The organism is Acidithrix ferrooxidans, from assembly GCF_000949295.1.
Classification (GTDB): Bacteria; Actinomycetota; Acidimicrobiia; order Acidimicrobiales; family Acidimicrobiaceae; genus Acidithrix; species Acidithrix ferrooxidans.
The window spans coordinates 22713-40142 of record NZ_JXYS01000025.1 but is presented as its reverse complement, the minus strand read 5'-3'; the positions used below and the strand labels follow the sequence as shown (position 1 = coordinate 40142).

At 48.6% G+C, this 17430-nt stretch carries 9 protein-coding genes; 7 read left to right on the top strand and 2 right to left on the bottom strand.

Features of this window, described 5'->3' with window-relative positions; genetic code table 11:
• The first annotated feature begins 113 nt into the window (after positions 1-113).
• The 4 genes from cobN (at position 114) to AXFE_RS04830 (ending at position 12492) form a co-directional block, all read left to right on the top strand.
• Positions 114-3656, top strand: coding sequence for a cobaltochelatase subunit CobN (cobN, locus tag AXFE_RS04845; protein WP_052604752.1), 3543 nt, complete (start codon positions 114-116; stop codon positions 3654-3656).
• A complete protein-coding gene (locus AXFE_RS04840) occupies positions 3649-5712 on the top strand; it encodes an AAA family ATPase (RefSeq protein ID WP_052604751.1) in 2064 nt (687 codons plus the stop codon). The genes cobN and AXFE_RS04840 overlap by 8 nt, the downstream gene beginning before the upstream one ends.
• 230 nt (positions 5713-5942) lie before the next feature.
• Positions 5943-9026 (top strand): PD-(D/E)XK nuclease family protein, encoded by a 3084-nt coding sequence (locus tag AXFE_RS04835; RefSeq protein WP_052604750.1) that lies wholly within the window; start codon positions 5943-5945, stop codon positions 9024-9026.
• Positions 9027-9042: 16 nt separating this feature from the next.
• Positions 9043-12492, top strand: coding sequence for a UvrD-helicase domain-containing protein (locus AXFE_RS04830; RefSeq protein ID WP_052604749.1), 3450 nt, complete (start codon positions 9043-9045; stop codon positions 12490-12492).
• Positions 12493-12742: 250 nt separating this feature from the next.
• Here the strand turns inward: AXFE_RS04830 and AXFE_RS04825 are convergent, their stop codons facing one another.
• The gene (locus AXFE_RS04825) at positions 12743-13627 is read right to left on the bottom strand and encodes a hypothetical protein (RefSeq protein ID WP_052604748.1); all 885 of its coding nucleotides are present in this window, start codon (positions 13625-13627) and stop codon (positions 12743-12745) included.
• Between the two features lie 524 nt (positions 13628-14151).
• Between AXFE_RS04825 and AXFE_RS04815 the strand changes: the two genes are divergently transcribed.
• The gene (locus tag AXFE_RS04815) at positions 14152-14646 is read left to right on the top strand and encodes a hypothetical protein (protein ID WP_052604746.1); all 495 of its coding nucleotides are present in this window, start codon (positions 14152-14154) and stop codon (positions 14644-14646) included.
• Between the two features lie 24 nt (positions 14647-14670).
• On the opposite strand, the gene fabI is transcribed toward AXFE_RS04815, so the two are convergent.
• On the bottom strand, positions 14671-15444 hold the full coding sequence (gene fabI / locus AXFE_RS04810) for an enoyl-ACP reductase FabI (protein WP_052604745.1): 774 nt from the start codon (positions 15442-15444) through the stop codon (positions 14671-14673).
• A 125-nt stretch (positions 15445-15569) separates the two neighbouring features.
• Between fabI and npdG the strand changes: the two genes are divergently transcribed.
• Both npdG and AXFE_RS04800 read left to right on the top strand, forming a co-directional pair.
• Positions 15570-16235, top strand: a complete 666-nt coding sequence (gene npdG / locus AXFE_RS04805; RefSeq protein WP_052604744.1) for an NADPH-dependent F420 reductase — start codon at positions 15570-15572, stop codon at positions 16233-16235.
• Between the two features lie 56 nt (positions 16236-16291).
• On the top strand, positions 16292-17359 hold the full coding sequence (locus tag AXFE_RS04800; protein WP_235347616.1) for a cysteine--tRNA ligase: 1068 nt from the start codon (positions 16292-16294) through the stop codon (positions 17357-17359).
• Positions 17360-17430 lie beyond the last annotated feature (71 nt).

Genomic DNA, 17430 nt, shown 5'->3' with positions numbered 1-17430 from the left:
GTGAGCGACTCTTGACGATGATGGACTCGGGGCCTGTGTCTTTTGATGACATGTCTCTGGCTTTTTTTTGTATGAGCTTTATCAAGTAATTAATTGAGAATTGGAAAGATGGAATGATTCTTTATATCTCGAACGCTGACACCGAGATCCTCTCGATCGCCTTGGTCGGCGATGAACTTTCTGGGGAGCTTGGTCGAATTAGCGCAAGACGTATTGATGAGGTGACTCCAAGTGAGATCGCCTCGGCGTCGCTGATTGCACTTCGAGTCCTTGGCGGACGAAGAGGTTTGAGCGATCAAATAATGGAGCAACTTAGAGGTGCGATGGAGCGCGGGATCTTCGTCTGTCTATTTAGTGGAGAGGCCGACTTTGATCCCGAGCTTGCGACTTTGTCCAACGTCCCTGAACCTATTTTGGTAAGCGCAGCCTCTTATCTAATTGAGGGTGGCCCCGATAACTTCGCGAACTTCTTTTACTACTTGTCTGATACCTTGTTGATGACAACTATCGGGTACACAAAGGCGCTTGCAATTCCACAAGTTGGCGTTCTAGGTGGTTATCTTCCTGATGAGGATGATAATAACAATGTCATAGTCTTTTTCTATCGGGCACATGCTATCTCGGGAAATACAAAATTCATAGATGAGATCTGTCAAGGGCTGGCCAAAGAGGGCCTTCATGGAGTGCCGATCTATGCCTATTCACTTAGGCGAATCGACAATGTCGCCCAAGGCGATGATGTCGTGGCATTTGCGCGGAAATTCCGACCAAAAGCCGCAATCGTCACCATGTTAGCCGCTGGAAGTTTCGACGAAGAGACGATGAGTTGGGATGCTAGCGCCACAAGTGATCTGGGTGTTCCTGTCTTTCAGGCAATTATCTCATCGGCTTCGAACAAGGAGTTCCTAGAGTCTGAGGTCGGCCTTGGGCCACTCGATGCGAGCTGGCAGGTCGCAATCCCAGAGTTTGATGGACGGATTATAACGGTTCCTGTCTCATACAAAGAGGAGATAGAGTCGGATCTTTCTCAAACTGCCGCCATCTATGCCTATCGATGTGACCCAGAGCGAATATCTCGAATGGCGCAGTTGGTCAGAGGCTATGTTCAACTGGCGAACCTCGCTCCGGCTAAGAAGAAGGTGGCGATAGTGCTTTCTGCATATCCAACCAAGAAGTCCAGATTGGGAAATGCGGTTGGCCTCGACACACCAGAGTCGGTGATAGTTCTCATGAATCACCTTAAAGAGATTGGATATCACATTGAAGATATCCCTAACTCCGGCGTCGAGTTGATGGAGAGGCTCTCTGATACCTATGAATATGAGGAGTTTGCCCTAGGGATCAAGCAGGGGGCCGCAGTCACCAATCGCTTGAAGGTCAAGGACTATCTTGGCATCTTTGGGTCATTTTCTTCTTCGGTCCAAGAAACGATGATTAAGTCCTGGGGTGATCCACCTGGTGATTGGTATCATGAAGATGGCGAATTCTTCTTTCCTGGAATTTGGTTCGGAAATATCTTTTTAACGATACAGCCTCCGCGCGGATTTGGAGAGAACCCGATCGCGATCTATCACTCTCCAAAGTTGGCGCCAACGCACCACTATGTTGCTTTCTATCGGTGGTTGGAAGAGATCATAGGCGTTAATGCAGTCGTCCATCTCGGCAAACACGGTACCCTTGAGTGGCTTCCGGGTAAGGCAACTGGTCAATCAAGACACTGTTTTCCAGATCTCACCTTGGGTTCGATTCCGCTTATCTACCCATTTGTAGTAAACGATCCGGGAGAGGGGACCCAAGCTAAGAGGCGTAGCCATGGAGTGATTATTGACCATATGATTCCCCCTCTCACGAGAGCCGAGAGTTATTCGGAGCTCCTTGAGCTTGAGACATTGCTCGATAACCATGCGCGCTATCTTGTTTTAGATCCCTCAAAGCTGCCATCGATTCGGGCGTCCATCTGGGAGCTTATGCAAGAGGTCCAGATGCATAAGGACCTAAATCTAGACGGTGCTTCATTTGACTTTGAAGACGATGACTTTGATGAGATATTGCTCGAGTTGGATGGGTATCTTTGTGAGATAAAGGATGCAACCATTCGAGGTGGTTTGCACGTGCTGGGTCGTTGCCATGATGGGCAACCCCTTGTCGATTTGATCTTTGCGCTGAGTCGAATTCCTGCCTACTCATACCCGTCTCTGCATGAAACAATTGCCGAGGTTGCCCACTTGGACCCACAAGATCGAAACCAAAGCGATGCGATAGCCGATGTAGCATCCAAACTTATCAGTGAATATATATTGGCCCAAGAGGTTGAGTGCGATTCAGAGTTGCATCGAGACCTTAGGGAAAATAGTCAAGTTAGAAGCTGTCTTGAAGCCCTTCGCATGGAGTTGCTGCCTCGTCTGGATGCGACAATTGACGAGATAACTGCCATAGAACGAGCCTTGGCTGGAGAATTTATTGAGCCAGGTCCTTCGGGCTCACCATCTCGCGGTGCGGTTCAAGTTCTACCAACCGGGCGAAACTTTTATTCGATCGATCCTAGTTCGCTTCCAACCATCGCTTCCTATGAGACCGGTGCACTGCTAGGCCAAGCGGTCTGTGATCGCTATCTGCTTGAGACGGGATCCTATCCAACATCGGTTGCCATCGTCGTTTGGGGGACCGCGGCTATGCGTACTGGCGGTGATGATATAGCTGAAGCACTGTGGCTAATGGGCGTGAGGCCCAAGTGGGATCCGTCAACGCAAAAGGTAGTTGGCTTCAGCGTTATTCCAGATGAAGAACTAAAGCGGCCTAGGGTGGATGTGACCTTGCGTGTCTCTGGATTCTTTAGGGATGCTTTTCCGGGTGCCATAAGATTGTTTGACCAAGCTGCAATGGAGGTTGCTAGGTCCTTCCCAGAGTCAAATTTAGGTTCTTCGGGCGAGATAGCCCGAGTCTTTGGACCTGCTCCTGGTGGCTATGGATCGGGGATACTTCCTCTTTTGGATGCTGGGAATTGGCGTGATGACCAAGATTTGGCTCGGGTCTATCTGGCATGGTCTGGCTATTCTTATTCGAGCAGTGGATTTGGGATTCCAGCCCAAGAGGCCCTGGTAAAGAGACTTGGTGCTGCAAATATAGCGATCAAAAATCAAGACAATCGTGAACATGACATCTTTGACTCCGACGACTACCTCCAAGACCATGGGGGAATGCTTGCGGCCATTAGGTCCATTACAGGGGTAGATGCCAAGGGCTACTTTGGAGATTCCTCTAATCCGACCTCGCCAAAGGTTCGCTCCCTAGCAGAAGAGGCAGCTAGGGTGGTCCGATCGCGGGTTATCAACCCAAAATGGATCTCTGCTATGCAAAATCATGGTTACAAGGGTGCCTTTGAACTCGCCTCTACAGTTGACTATCTCTATGGTTATGATGCCACTGCAAATGTGGTTGAAGATTGGATGTACGAGCGAGTCACCCAAGCCTATCTAGGGGATCCGAAGGTGAGAGGCTTTCTCCATGAGGTCAATCCTCATGCCGTGGTATCCATTGCCAATCGATTGATGGAAGCCATATCACGAGGACTTTGGGAGGAGCCATCTCGCGAGGCCAAAGAGCTCCTTGCCGGTGAAATATTGGCGGAAGAAGGTAGGCGAGAGGCCAATGAGTAAGATCTTTCCATTTAGCGCAGTAGTTGGTAACGAAGACCTAAAGCTAGCCCTTATTATCGCTGCAATCGATCCAGCAATTGGTGGGGTTTTGGTGGAAGGGGACAAGGGGACCGCTAAGAGCACCTTGGCTCGCAGCTTGAGCGAATTGATAGATCTCAACTCTCCATTCGTGGAACTTCCCCTAGGTGCTACAGAAGACCGACTCAAGGGATCGATAGACCTTGCCCGCCTCCTTGGCGACAAGGAAGTGGTTATCTCTCAGGGCCTTATCGGCAAGGCAAATCGTGGCATCTTATATGTGGATGAGGTAAATCTCCTCGGGGATCACTTGGTGGATCTGGTATTGGATGCTGCGGCAACGGGTATCAACAGAGTGGAGCGCGACAATGTGTCGGTTGTCGAAGAGTCGCGGTTTGTGCTGATTGGTTCCATGAATCGTGAAGAGGGTTGGTTGCGTCCACAGCTGCTTGATCGTTTTGGTCTTTATGTTAGGGCCCAGCCCTTGGTTGATCCAAGTGAACGCATCGATGCTGTAAGGCGAAGATTGGATTTCGACAGAGATCCAGAGCGTTTTTGCCTGGCCTATCTAGAGAGTCAATTAGAGCTTCGGGAGGCAATCCAAAGAGCAAAGTTCTCAGCCCAAAAGGGAGACCTTGGCTTGGCGGCCTCCTTTGATGAGGGTTCATGGGAGGAGTTTGGAAAGATCATTTCGCACTTTGGTGCACCATCGCTCAGAGGAGATTTGGTATTGATCCGAAGTTCTGCGGCCTATGCAGCTTGGTGTAATGAGGAGGTAGTGAAGCCTTATCATCTAAAAAGAGTGGCTCCAATGGTCTTTGGCCACAGAAGTGATGCCACATTAGCCACCGAAAATGATCGCCAAGAAGGAGATGGTAACAGATCCTCTTCAAAAGGTAGATCGAATTCCCAAGCTGAAGGCGCTAAATCGATGGATGAGCGCAATAGCCGAGAAGACCCAAAACCCAAGATAAAAGGTGAAACCCAAGATAGAGTAAGCCAAGGCTCTAGTAAAGCCCCTGGCCAAGACCTTAACGCTGATATGCCTACCAAGACAGATGAGAACGATTCCATGGACGATACGCCTAGTCCTATGAGCGAAGTTGGAAGTTCATACAACGCACTTGGTGAGGCTAGGGCCAAGAACCTAGCCAAGACTGAGACTGAAACTGAGGGCGGCCCGTCTCGTAATGATCCATCGGCCTTTGGTGATAATCGTGGCCGCGGAAGCTACAATGTGGCCGACTTTGATCTATCGAAAGCTTCGGCTCGGCCGTTGCTCTTCGATAAGTCGCGACCATTTGGAGCCAGAAACTCAGATTTTGTAGACCCCTCGCGACGACCAAACCCGCTGGCCCCTTCACAAAGCCGAGGTGTTGCGGTGGCTAGCGTGGCTTTGAGCACTTATGATTCAAATAAAATCGCATACACCGCCAGTGTTGTGGCAAATATCGTGCGTATATCGATGAGTAACTCCGAACAAAGTGATCTTTCGAGCGACGATTTGAGAAGCACGCTTTTCTTAGAGAATCAAGCCCGGCTGGTCATCGTTGTCTTAGATACCTCTTCCTCGATGGGACTCGATCGTAGGGTGACCCTGGCAAGGGAGATACTCTCTGGAGTCTTGGAGAAGTCATACCAAAGAAGAGATAAAGTTGCTTTGGTGGCATTTGCTAGAGAGAGTGCATCCACGATTCTCAAAGCTACTAGAAGTATCGAGTTGGTCGAGCGTCGGCTGGGCCAGCTTAGATCGGGAGGCACTTCACCATTGCACCTCGGAATCCAAGAGGGTATCAAGCTGTGTAAAAGTACTAGCAATGGCGGTTTGAATCCGCTTCTAATTGTGCTGAGCGACCATCGCCCGACCTCTGTGCAAGGCGATGCTCGGGTTTTAGCAATGGCGGCTGCTGAATCGATTGCATTTGAGAAGATCGAGGCAGTCTTTGTGGATTTGGAGATGGACCATCCAAAGATTGGCCTTTGTCGAGAGTTAGCGCAGTTAGCCAAAGCAAGTTACATTGATTTTACAGGTCAATAGATGACCGACTGGGTGCTTTCTAGGTGACGGCTCGTGGCTATGAAAGCTCTGCTTTATTAATGGTCGAAGAAGGCTCTGTTTTTTTAATGGTCGCATACCTTTGCTATATTGCACCTTGAAAAGTATTGCGCATTAATATGCAACGCTTTGAGGCTTTGGCCTTCTTGGGTGATGGTGGAGTTGGTTGATGGTCAGTTCTATTGCGCAGATAATGGAATGGTGAAAACAATATGGCTCAAGAGATTTATCTCGGAGAGGCGCTAGAACGTCTTATATGGGAGATCGATCGTATAAAGGGAAACTCTCCCATGCGTGGCGTAACTGTAATTGTCCCAGGTGGCCTTAGTCCGACTTTAATTTCGAGCAAGTTGGCGACTACTAGAAATCTCTTTAATGTCGAGTTTTTGTCCATTTTGGCCTTCGCTAAGCGATCGGTAGCACAATTGCAATTGGATGGAGTGCCTCGAATCGCCTCAGCCTTGACGGCCAAATCGATGCTGCGAAGCGCATTTTTTGAGGTAAAGGCCTCAAATCCGAGCCTCTATGACAGAATTGCTCCAGACTCTGAGACCTTGAGTGCTCTAGAGCGAGCCATTGTCGAGTTGGGTGGCTCAGATCTCGGTTTTATCGAGAGCGGCTTGGGTGTCTCGGTATCTACTAGGTTTTGTTTGGATGTCTATGGCTCGATCTCTAGAAAGTTACGAAAGGCTAACTTAATACTTGAGTCAAGTATCTTTGGGGTAGCTGCCGATGTAATTGGATCGAGTGCTCCAATTGCAATCGAAGCGGCCTTTGGCTCGGTGGTTTTGTATGCCCCCCATGGCCTTTTGGCATCGGCCTTTAAGATGCTAATTGCACTCTATGAAAAGACTCCTTTAAATATCATTCACCTCAGAAGCGGAATTGCCGAGGTGGATAGCCGATTTAGTGAGGTATTTGACCTTTTAGGGTCGGTTGGCGATGGCTTGAATTCAGAGGAATTGCCAAGGGAGATAGCTCTTTCGACCTCCGACTTCCAAGAGGTGTCCCTGGCTGATGTAGCCGACGAAGTTGACTACGTAGTGACCAAGGTCTTGGAGCTTTTGGCTAGCGGTATATCGATTTCCGACATTGTGGTTCGATATACTAACGAGCCAACCTACCTTCATCGTCTTTTGGAGAGATTTAGTGCAGCAAGGGTACCATCTTTTCTTAGTGATGCATCCAACCTAGGAACTAAGCCGGCTTTAGTTATGGCCTTTAAGCTTGTGGAACTGTGTAGAAATAAACGACGTAGCGACCTTGTCTCGGTACTTTTAGATGCCAACTTAGAGGCCCAAAGCGACAATCTGGCGCTTGGGGATCTAGTTGGAGTGACGATTTCGGCCAAGATAGATGGTGACGTCTTTGGCTGGGCTCGCGATTGGAAGAATCGACTTGAAACAAGGGGTGAGAATTCTGCCTCCAAGGATGAGATTACCAAAGAGATCCTTAGTGATTTTTTGATTCGTCTCGATCAGAGCTTTTCCGTTTGGACCGCAGCTCTAAGTGGTCGATCGTGGCGAGATTTGGCATTTGCTACCTGGAAACTTCTTGCAGTTGTCTATGAGAAGCTTCCTCTTTTATTTGAAGCTTCGCCCCTCGATAGAAATGAGATACCACGAGAAGGGGTGCAAGAGATAGTCGCGGGTTTGGCGCAAGTAGTTGGCTTGGATGGAGACGATCTAGATGAGAGGCCGAATGAACTTGGATTTTGGATCTCCTTGGGTCACGCAACGCCAAGTACGCCCAGCAACTTTGAGATCGATAAGGCTGGATTGCGCCTTGAACTGGCGTCGTCATTTAGCGGATTGAGTGCTTCAAATACATTCGTCCTAGGTATGACTGAACGCTTTTTTCCGATTTCACCTCCGGCTACTCTTTTGGAGGAGCGTACCCGCAATATCCTTAAGCTCCAACGTCAAGGTGACCGGGTCGCTATCGGAAATAGAGCTTTGGCGCTATCGATAGGCATGAGTCAATCGGTGACGCTAACGTATCCTCGTGTTGATGTAGCAAAAGCAAAGGGACAGTTTCCCTCGGCATTTATCGAGATACTCAAGGGGTCAAATAGAAGAAGTGATCGACCCCTTGCAAATACAGGGGTTGAGACTATTCGCTCTCGGTTTGACCTTTTAGAGAAGATTCGGGTGCCTATCAATGATTCTATGACTGCGATTATCCAAGACCTTACCCCTGGTGAATTGCCCGAGAGGTCCCGTGATCAGCTATCAATTTACCCTAGGGCCCCAGAGCCATCAACGCCTTTGTTCTCTTTGGTAGATATTTCAAAGTTGGATCTTGGGGTGACTCGACCATTGGCAACTACTTATGTTGAGGACTGGCTTTCATGCCCCTTTGCCTTCTTTGCGATGCGTATCCTAAGGATACGAGAGATCACCGAACCGGAGACTGTACTTAGGCTCGATCCACTTGTTCGAGGAGGGATCCTCCATGAGATCTTTGAGAGATTAGGCGATAGATACTTTCAAGGGCGGACCTTGTCTTCGGGAGGTATCTTGAAGATCGATGACTCTGACTTGTCAAAGATTGTAGATGAAGCCTGGCAGCACTTTGAACCAGAGAGGCCCTGGGCCACTTCGATCTATAAGTTTTGGAGGAAGCTGGACTACAGGACGATCCAAAGAGAGGCGAGAGAGTTTGTCAACCTCATGAATAAATCTCTCGTTGGCCTTGTTATCGAGGACGACTTTCGCGAGCTTGGCATTGAACCTACAACTCTAACAATGCAGAGCCCCTTTTTGAAGGACCTCTCGGTCAATTTGGTGGGGAAGATGGACAGGGTCATAAAGCTGAGTGATCGATCCTATATTGTGATTGACTATAAGACCGGCTCTTCCCAGGGCTATCTATCTGGCAAAAACCTAAAGCCTCAGAAGGTCCAGCTTGTTCTCTATCGGCAACTACTTGAGAGGTATCTGATGACCTCTTTTGATCAGGTGGTTGATCAGGTAAAGTTAGAATATTGGTTTGTCTCTGAGCGCCGTGGAATTTCTCGCTTTGAAGTACCCGCAGAGGCTATAGATCTTGGTCTACAAACCAGTGCTATTGCTATAGCTCTGATCCGAGATGGACTCTTTCTGGCAGGTTTGCATGATTATACAGCTTTCCAAGGGGGATGCTCATACTGTAATCCCGATGGATTAGATGCCCTTCGAACGCGCGCAAAACTCAAAGCTCGCCTTCTTTCTGTCGGAGTCAACCTTGGCGATGACGTGCCTTGGGACCTCCAGGTTTGGCAATCGATTATCTCATTGGTGAGATCAGATCTTTGATGATAGGTGTTGATAGATGGTAGAGCCATTAATAGATAGTCATTCGCGTTCTCGAATCTCCAGTGAGATTGATTCGACCCTATTCGTGCGAGCCGGTGCTGGGACCGGCAAGACCACCTCAATGGTCTCTCGCATTATTTCGATCGTAGAGTCGGGTGTGGATATAACCAAGATCGCCGCTATTACCTTTACCGATGCCGCTGCTACCGAACTAGCCCATCGGATTAGGATGCGCCTCCTAGATAAGGTTGCCCAAGAAGGCGAGAGTTTCGGTCTCGCCAAGAGAGCCCTTGATCTCCTGGGGAGTGCTCCAATTGGAACGATTCATTCGTTAGCAAATTCAATTCTTTCTTCAAACCCTCTCGAGGTCGGCCTTCCACTTGTCTTTTCAACGATGGATGAGGTGGAAGAGGCTTTATTTTTTCAAAGGGAATGGGACTCTTTCTTTGTAGATGTCTTTGGTGATCCGGTCGCTGCTACCTCCATAAGCCTCTTGGTCGAACTTGGCATAAAGCCAAGCGACCTCTTTGAGATGGCGCGGTCGATCGATAACAAAGTGCTTGACCCCGGCGATTACCGACACAAAAAGGAGACTTTAAGCGCACCTGATACTAACTATCAGGAGGAGGTCGTCGATGTTTTTGATGAGATCCACGGGATCATTGAGGAAATTGACGCCCTTGGCGCCAACCCACAATACCAATATGCCCTTGCGGATCAAGATGCTTTGGCCCAACTTGTCTCTTCTTTGGTTGATGCGGGTGCACGTCTAAGAGAGGCTCTCTCTTCTTCTGAGCCGTCGTTAGCTTTTTTATACCTCTCCTCAAGGGTTGCACCCTATTTTCCGACGGCCAAACCAGGTAATAAGGGCAAGGCTGCCAATTGGGGAGGTGCTCCCCAAAAGAACGCTGTCGTTGAGATGATCCGCGAGATTCAAGATCGCCGTCAGGGTGTGGTGGAAAAAATTACTGAGGCGCTTTGTGAAAATGTCTTTTCGGTGCTTTGTGGGTTTGTAATTGAGCTTCGCCTTGCGAGGCGACGAGGGGGAAAGATCACATTTGGAGATCAATTAAATCTTTGTTTGGAGCTTTTGCGAGACGCACCACCGCAACTTGTTTGCGAGATCCGCAATTCGTACTCGGTGATTATGGTTGATGAGTTTCAAGACACTGACCCTGTTCAGTTGGAGATTGTCAAACGACTCTCTGGGACTTTTGAGAGATCGATAGACGCCCAAGAAAAAACTCCTTTGGCGCCGCTATTTTTCGTAGGGGATCCCAGACAGAGTATCTATAGATTTCGTGGTGCAGATCTAGATGGCTATCTTTTGGTTGCTCGGTCGACTTCTGCGGAAAGTCGAGTCGACCTCAATGTCAATTTTCGATCGAATGAGGAGATAGTCAATTGGGTCAATGACTCATTTGAGGACTACTTTGCAATAACGAGTGGATTGCCGGCCTCCCCCCTTGCATCTGTGCGACAGCGAAGCGACCGATATGAGCCCGTTAGCTTACTAGCAAGTTCAAAGTACCAAGTCGTTGATGAGGGGTTTCGAATCTCTGCTGATCAAAGACGCCAGGTCGAAGTGGAGCTAGTAATCGCCACGATCAACAAATTGATAGATGAGGGGCATTTAATTCAGGGTGAGGATGGCTTGAGGCCCGTTGAATATGGTGACATTGCAATTTTGGTTCCGGATCGAGCCATTTTGGATGAGTTGTTCTGGGCTTTGAGAGGTCAAGGTATTGATTTTCTATCTTCTAAGTCAACCTCAATCTATTCAGATCCACTGATCTCAGAGCTCTTTATGCTTTTGCGAGCTGGAGTCCGCCCATATGATGGACTTTGTCTATTTCATGCCCTTAGGTCCTCTTTGATGGGCTTTAGCGATCAGGATTTGGTCGACCTATCTTTGCCACATGGAAGCCTAGGACGAGCGGTTGAGGCAATCCGAAGGGGATTCTATGCAGCCCATACCCCAGAGCTCGACCAAAAAGTTGAGAGATTGAAAGGTGCTATCTCCTTTCTTGATGATCTAAATGATAGGGCCCGCACTCGATCAGCCTATGAATGTCTATTGCATGTGATCGATTCCTTTTCGCTCGTTGTCCGTGGATCTGCGACCAGTAATCCGCCGGAGCTTTGGCGGCGTCTTGACTACGTCAAGGAGGAGGCATTTTCATGGAGTTCAACGGGTGCTGGCGAGCTTGGCTCGTATGTCAGTTTCGTGACCAAGAAGATGGCCGATAACCTAAAGACCAACGAGAGTGAGGGCGGTGATCTGGGCACTTCTAACGTTCGGATCATGACGATTCATGCATCTAAAGGGTTGGAATTTCCGGTGGTCATATTGACCTCCACTGCGAGTTCGCTTACTCGTTCGCATCGCTCAACTCACCTCGTTTATGGAGGCGGTGCAAAGGTAATTTCGGATCGATTTGGGCAAGGGGTGGTTCCGCTCGCTTATAGGTTCCATAAAGAGGCATACAGCGATGGATACGAACAAGCAGCGAACGCAGAAAAGGAGTTGGACTTGGCAGAGAGCGTACGACTTTGTTATGTTGCCACCACCCGCGCCAAAGATCGTCTTTTTGTTACCATCCCAGCCACAGGAGATGAGATCGCCGCCGCTAAGACGCTTTGGGGATCGAGCGATATCTCCAACATAAGGTTTACTTGGGAGCTGTTAGTCGCTCTATCCAAAGAAGCGGTTAACTTTGTCGAGACCGATCTGGCACGGCCAGTGGTTTCTACCACGATGACTAGATCACACTCCATGGCCTCTACCAAGGAGATGGTCCAAGCCCGCTTAGAGATCGAGCGATCAATTCGACGTGGAACTTGGATCAACGCTTCGCAACTTGAAGTCGATAAACCTTATCGGCATTCGAGATCTAAAGGGAGCACCCCGACGTCTGCCTTACCTAGTTCTAGGAGCGAAGTTGGCTCTTATGTACATTTATGTTTGGCGGAAGCGATCTTTGATGATCCGGCCCAGACGATGGATCGCTCTAAATTGCTTCTCTCGAATCTAGGGGTAGATCCCCTCACTATAGGTTTGGTCTGTTCGATACTTGAAGTGGCGCTAGAGGTCCCCTCCATTCGAAACGCCAAAGATTCTATGCGAGAGTTTCCAATAGTGGCGACCTTGGAGGGTATTGGTCAAGTTCACGGTGTCATTGATTTGGGATATGTGATCGATGGTCACCTGAGACTGTTCGATTATAAAGTGGTATCGACTCTAGAGGATGACTTTGTAAATGAGGCGCTTGATCGATATAAGGGCCAGGGTTTTCTCTACAAAGCGTTGGCCCAAAGCTGCAATTTGGGGGTTGTAGTTGACGATGTTAGATTTATCTTTTTGACAAAAGACGGATACCGTGAGGTAGAAGCTCCTCAAATTGGAGAGGATGAGCTCTTGGATATGGCCATTTCCTTGGATCCTACGAACCTAGATTTGGATTAAGTCTAGGTTCGTATGATCACTTGGGTCTAGTTGAGAATTCGATCAAACACAGAGTTGCGTGTCAATGCAACCCAGAGCCAATGTCACTGAGCACTCAGGGAGATCGCTACCTCTTGGCTGAGAGTCATTTTGGTCTGGATATTGTTTGTATCAAAATGATTTTGAATTGGATCGAAAGCCAAATATACCGAATGAAGAACCCTAAGAGGGCGTAGTATCTCAAAAGCGTGTGGCCCAGTAGATAACCGCCTTATCGAACCATAAGCGCGTTCATTTGATAGACGCAGTAATTGTTCAATGAGCCCTGGGTGGTGATTCCCCCAATGGTACCAGAACTCCCTCCTCCTGAATAGTTGACACTCCAATTTTCAACGATTGTGATCCTATAGCAACCGGTATTTTTGTAGAGGTGTATTAGATCCCCAAGAGGATATTTACCGCCAGAGTTTGAAGTTGGCCCAAATGGAGTGCTTCCATCGCCGTAGTCGATCGTCAACTGCCCGCTAGCCACCGCGACGACCTTTCCGGCAATTGTAGACACCGATATTTGATCAACGAATTTGGCGCCGCTGCTGAGGTAACTGTCTAGACCGAATATTCCAAAATATGGCGTCATGAACGGAGCTGGCGATGGCAGAAGCCGCGAAACCTCGGCAACAATGGTACTTTGTGAGACCTTTGGTGGTGTCGGGCTGGTTTGATAGTTGGTTTGGCGAGATTTACATGGTCCATAGTGACGATTCAAGGTAAACCAGAGCTGTGGATTTAAGTTGTAGGCGTAGGCGGCTTGGGCTTTGGTCGAATAATATTTGAAAAAGACCGCAACGCAGGGCGTGATTTGAAATTGTTTGGAGTCCGTTGTGAGGGTTGGAAAAAGTACGGGGTAGATCGGCTTTCCGCCTGTGCCTACAATCGTCTTTCCAGGGAGCGCTGGCGTGCCGACCTGAGAGGGCGCATAGAGCGTAATAGCGTACGACCCATTGCCCGAAGTTGCCTTAGCAGATGCGCTTGCTGGGAGAGGACCAAGAAGGCTGGCAAAACAGATGGTTACAAAGATTAACGTTCTGTAAAATAATTGGCCGGCTGCTGGCTTGCTTGTAGCGTTAGGACCACAGTAATTCTTTCTTTCAAACACCTAGACGACTCCTTAGACTGTTAGCGCGGGAGGCCACAATGGCGAGGAGGAAGGCGATTTGGATTGAAATTACCACCATTATCTTATTTGAAGCTTTCTTTGTAAGCTCTCAAAAGTTGATATTTTTGGTGAATCTGAATTTTAGCTGAGAGATTACCTGGTCGATTGCGGTGAGTGCGAGCTGTGTTATATAGCCTTTGAACTGGTTTAAGTGCTTATCAAGAGGCTGTCGTATGATCTTTGTGACCTTTTCCCCTAATACAAAAGTGAGGATTTGATCCAAAATCATAGGGTACGAATTAGAAGTTTCGAAAGAGTTTGACCCTAAAACCCCATTGGTTTCTCCCGTTGTTTGATAGTACGGCAATCCCAGGTGGGTATATTGAGTTTGAAAAATCGTTGAAATAAGGGATTTAGTTGCGAGAGAGCGACGAGATCTACATTTAGGTTTTGCGCGGCGACGACGTTATCAATTGAAGCGTTGCCAATTGAGTATTACTAATTAGAGAGAGTAGGTGAGATCTATGGCTATCGAGGATTTGTCTGGTGACATTGAAGAAGGTTCAGCTACCTTCATCTTTGACTTCGTCCATTTTGAAGCCAAATATGAAGAGGTGGTATCACTACTTGAAGTTGACCAAGCTAAATGGCTAGGGGTCGCCAGTCGCGAGATCTTAGAGGATCAATCCTTCGTAACTCGTGTTGGGCCCAGTGGATTGATCTCAAAACAAGTCGAAGTTTATATGGGCGAAAGTCGACAAGCCTTTGGTTGCGTTTTGTTGCCTATTGCATGGGAGTCCCATTCGGCTAAGTTTCTCTTTCCTCGTCTTGAAGGTGACTTGGAATTCTCTAGGGTGGACGAGACACATGTTCGTTTGGCGCTTCGTGGAAGCTATCGAGTTCCTCTAGGTGCTTTTGGCGAAAAGATCGACAAATTGATTATGCATCGTATGGCCGAGTCAACGGTTCGCTCGTTTTTGACTGGAGTCTCAGACGAGATTTCATCGAGACTCCATTAATTTCTCAAAGGGAACGCTTATTGTTTAGGCTCCCACGGCATGAAATCCACCATCGACGTGGATTATCTCACCAGTCGTGGCTGGGAAGAGGTCGGATAGGAGTGCAGCTATGGCCTTTGCCACCGGCTTTGCGTCGGTAACGCTCCATCCAAGGGGTGCACGATCGGCCCATATCGTTTCGAAATCGGAGAATCCGCCGACAGATTTCGCGGCAATGGTTCTAATTGGTCCAGCTGAGATCAGGTTTACTCGAACACCGTCGCGTCCTGCTTCACGGGCCATATAACGAGTCAGGGACTCAAGAGCCGCCTTGGCGACGCCCATCCAGTTGTAGCCGGGCCAGGCTTGAGTTGCGTCAAAGTCAAGTGCAACCACTGAAGGATCGCTTCCCTTTTTCAGGAGTGGTAAGAGGTGCTTGATTAGTGGTGCTAGTGAATAAGCAGATACTTGGACCGCAGTAGCCACATCAGACCACTCGGCCACAAACATATCGGGATCTAGGCACGGGGCCGGCGCAAAGCCGATGGCGTGGAGTATTCCATCTAGATGGCCAAATCGCGCTTCAATTGCACTTGCTAGTGCTACATAGTGCTCAGGATTGGACGCATCGAGCTCTAAGACCTCAGGCGTTGCGGCTAGTTTTCTAGCAACTCGTGCGGTAATCGACATCCCGCGGCCAAAGCCGGTCAAAATTACATCTCCACCCTGGGATTGAACTTCCTGAGCGGCTGAAAAAGCCAGCGATTGGTCGTTCAATACTCCAGTGATGAGTATCTTCTTTCCGTCGAGAATGCCCATTTGTCTCTCCAATCCTTATAGCCTTGCAAGCAAAACCTAAAAAGTTCCAACATGCACGCTAGTAGGACTGAAGGCACAGAGTCGCGCCTTTTGATAAGGTAGCGAATTGAATTTGGAGGTATTGTATGAAACCATCGATTGGCGTCCTAGGCGGGACAGGCCCCGCAGGATCTTCTTTGGGCCTTAGATATGCGTCTTTGGGCCATAATGTGACCTTGGGGTCGAGAGATCCCGAACGAGCTAAGGAGTTCGTCAACACCTTAGATTTGAGCGCCTTGACTGGAACACTAGTTGGCGGTGACAACTTGAGTGCAGCCCAATCTGAGATCGTTGTCGTAGCAACACCTTGGGATGGCGCAGAGGCGACTCTTACGAGTGTGGCCCAGCAAGTCCAGGGAAAGATCGTCATTTCAATGGCGAACGCCCTCTATAAGCATGGCCGCAATATGCACGCTTTGACGCTACCAAGAGGTTCAGTAGCGCAACATCTGGCTTCTTGTGTACCTGGAGCTCGTATCGTTGGAGCCTTTCACCATGCGCCTGCGAAGGAATTGGGCGATTTGGGTTCCTCGCTGCACTCGGATATTTTGGTTTGCTCCGATGACAGCGATGCCATTGCCAGCGTTATCGAACTTGTGAATGAGATTCCAGGTAGTCGGGGGATCAATGCTGGGAATATATCTGCCGCATTGGCGATTGAGGCAATGACGGCAGTGCTGATAAATGTGAACATTCGGTATAAGACTCGGACTTCACTTTCACTTTCAGGGATTGAGGCAGGTAATAAATGAAACTTTTCGACAGCGCTACGCAGAAAATGAAGACGATTTCACCCAGTGGAGATCAGGTGACGATGTATAGTTGCGGTATTACCCCATATGACGCGTCACATCTTGGCCATGCAGCTGTCTTTTTGAGCTTTGACCTTCTGTCGCGGGCTTTGATGCAAGAGGGTTATAAGGTCAAATGGGTTCGAAATATCACTGATGTCGACGATTCGATTCTTGGTAAAGCACGAAGCTTAGGAGTTCATTATCTAGATTTGGCGGCATCTGAGATCGCTAGATTTGATCGAGATGTGACCGCATTGGGCCTTTTGGCACCCCAAGTTGAGCCTCGAGCAACTTCTGCGATCTCAGATATTCTCTTGATGATCCAACGTATTATTGATGCTGGCTATGGGTATCAAAGCGGTGGAGCGGTCTATTTTGACCAATCTAAGTATGCAGATTTCGGCGAGATTTCGCATCTTGATCGTAAAGAGATGCTCGCTATAGCTTCCGAACGGGGCGGAAACGTTGAAGATCCGAACAAGAAGGATCCACTTGACTTTGTGCTATGGCAGCCTTCGCTCGAGGATGAACCATTCTGGGACTCACGATTCGGCCCAGGACGTCCAGGGTGGCATATTGAGTGTTCGGCTTTGGCTATGCGCGAATTGGGTGTAGATAAGATCGATATTCATGGTGGTGGGTACGATCTCTTGTTCCCACATCACGAATGTGAAGCTGCTCAATCCAAGGTAGTAACAGGTCACGACTTCGTTGATGTTTGGATGCACGTGGGTATGGTCTACTTGGGCGGCGAGAAGATGTCTAAGTCTCTTGGAAATCTTGTCTTTATTGGTGATCTCCTAGCCGATTATGACGCTGGCATCGTGAGGGCGTCGCTCATGGAAAACCACTATCGGAGCCATTGGGAGTGGAACGAGGAGATGCTCAAGCACGCGACTGAGCGTATCAACCTTTGGAGATCTGTCACCTCTGCCAAGGTAGATAATGGCGTATCTATAGAAGTATGTACTGCTTTAGCAAATGACCTGGATGCCCCATCTGCTTTAGCGATCATCGACGATGCCGCAAGGGCCAACTTTGATGTTACTAGAGCCGCAGCACTCTTAGGAATTGTACTTTAAGCCGAAATTGGGAACTTGAATTTGGGGCAGATCGATCTTTGGTGTCGTTGGCTTAGAACACCCTCTTGATA

Excerpts from the sequence above, each read along its gene's own strand:
- AXFE_RS04815 (WP_052604746.1), top strand. The coding sequence starts at position 14,152 with ATGGCTATCGAGGATTTGTCTGGTGACATTGAAGAAGGTTCAGCTACC.
- AXFE_RS04835 (WP_052604750.1), top strand. The coding sequence starts at position 5,943 with ATGGCTCAAGAGATTTATCTCGGAGAGGCGCTAGAACGTCTTATATGG.
- cobN (WP_052604752.1), top strand. The coding sequence starts at position 114 with ATGATTCTTTATATCTCGAACGCTGACACCGAGATCCTCTCGATCGCC.
- AXFE_RS04830 (WP_052604749.1), top strand. The coding sequence starts at position 9,043 with ATGGTAGAGCCATTAATAGATAGTCATTCGCGTTCTCGAATCTCCAGT.
- AXFE_RS04840 (WP_052604751.1), top strand. The coding sequence starts at position 3,649 with ATGAGTAAGATCTTTCCATTTAGCGCAGTAGTTGGTAACGAAGACCTA.
- fabI (WP_052604745.1), bottom strand. The coding sequence starts at position 15,444 with ATGGGCATTCTCGACGGAAAGAAGATACTCATCACTGGAGTATTGAAC.
- npdG (WP_052604744.1), top strand. The coding sequence starts at position 15,570 with ATGAAACCATCGATTGGCGTCCTAGGCGGGACAGGCCCCGCAGGATCT.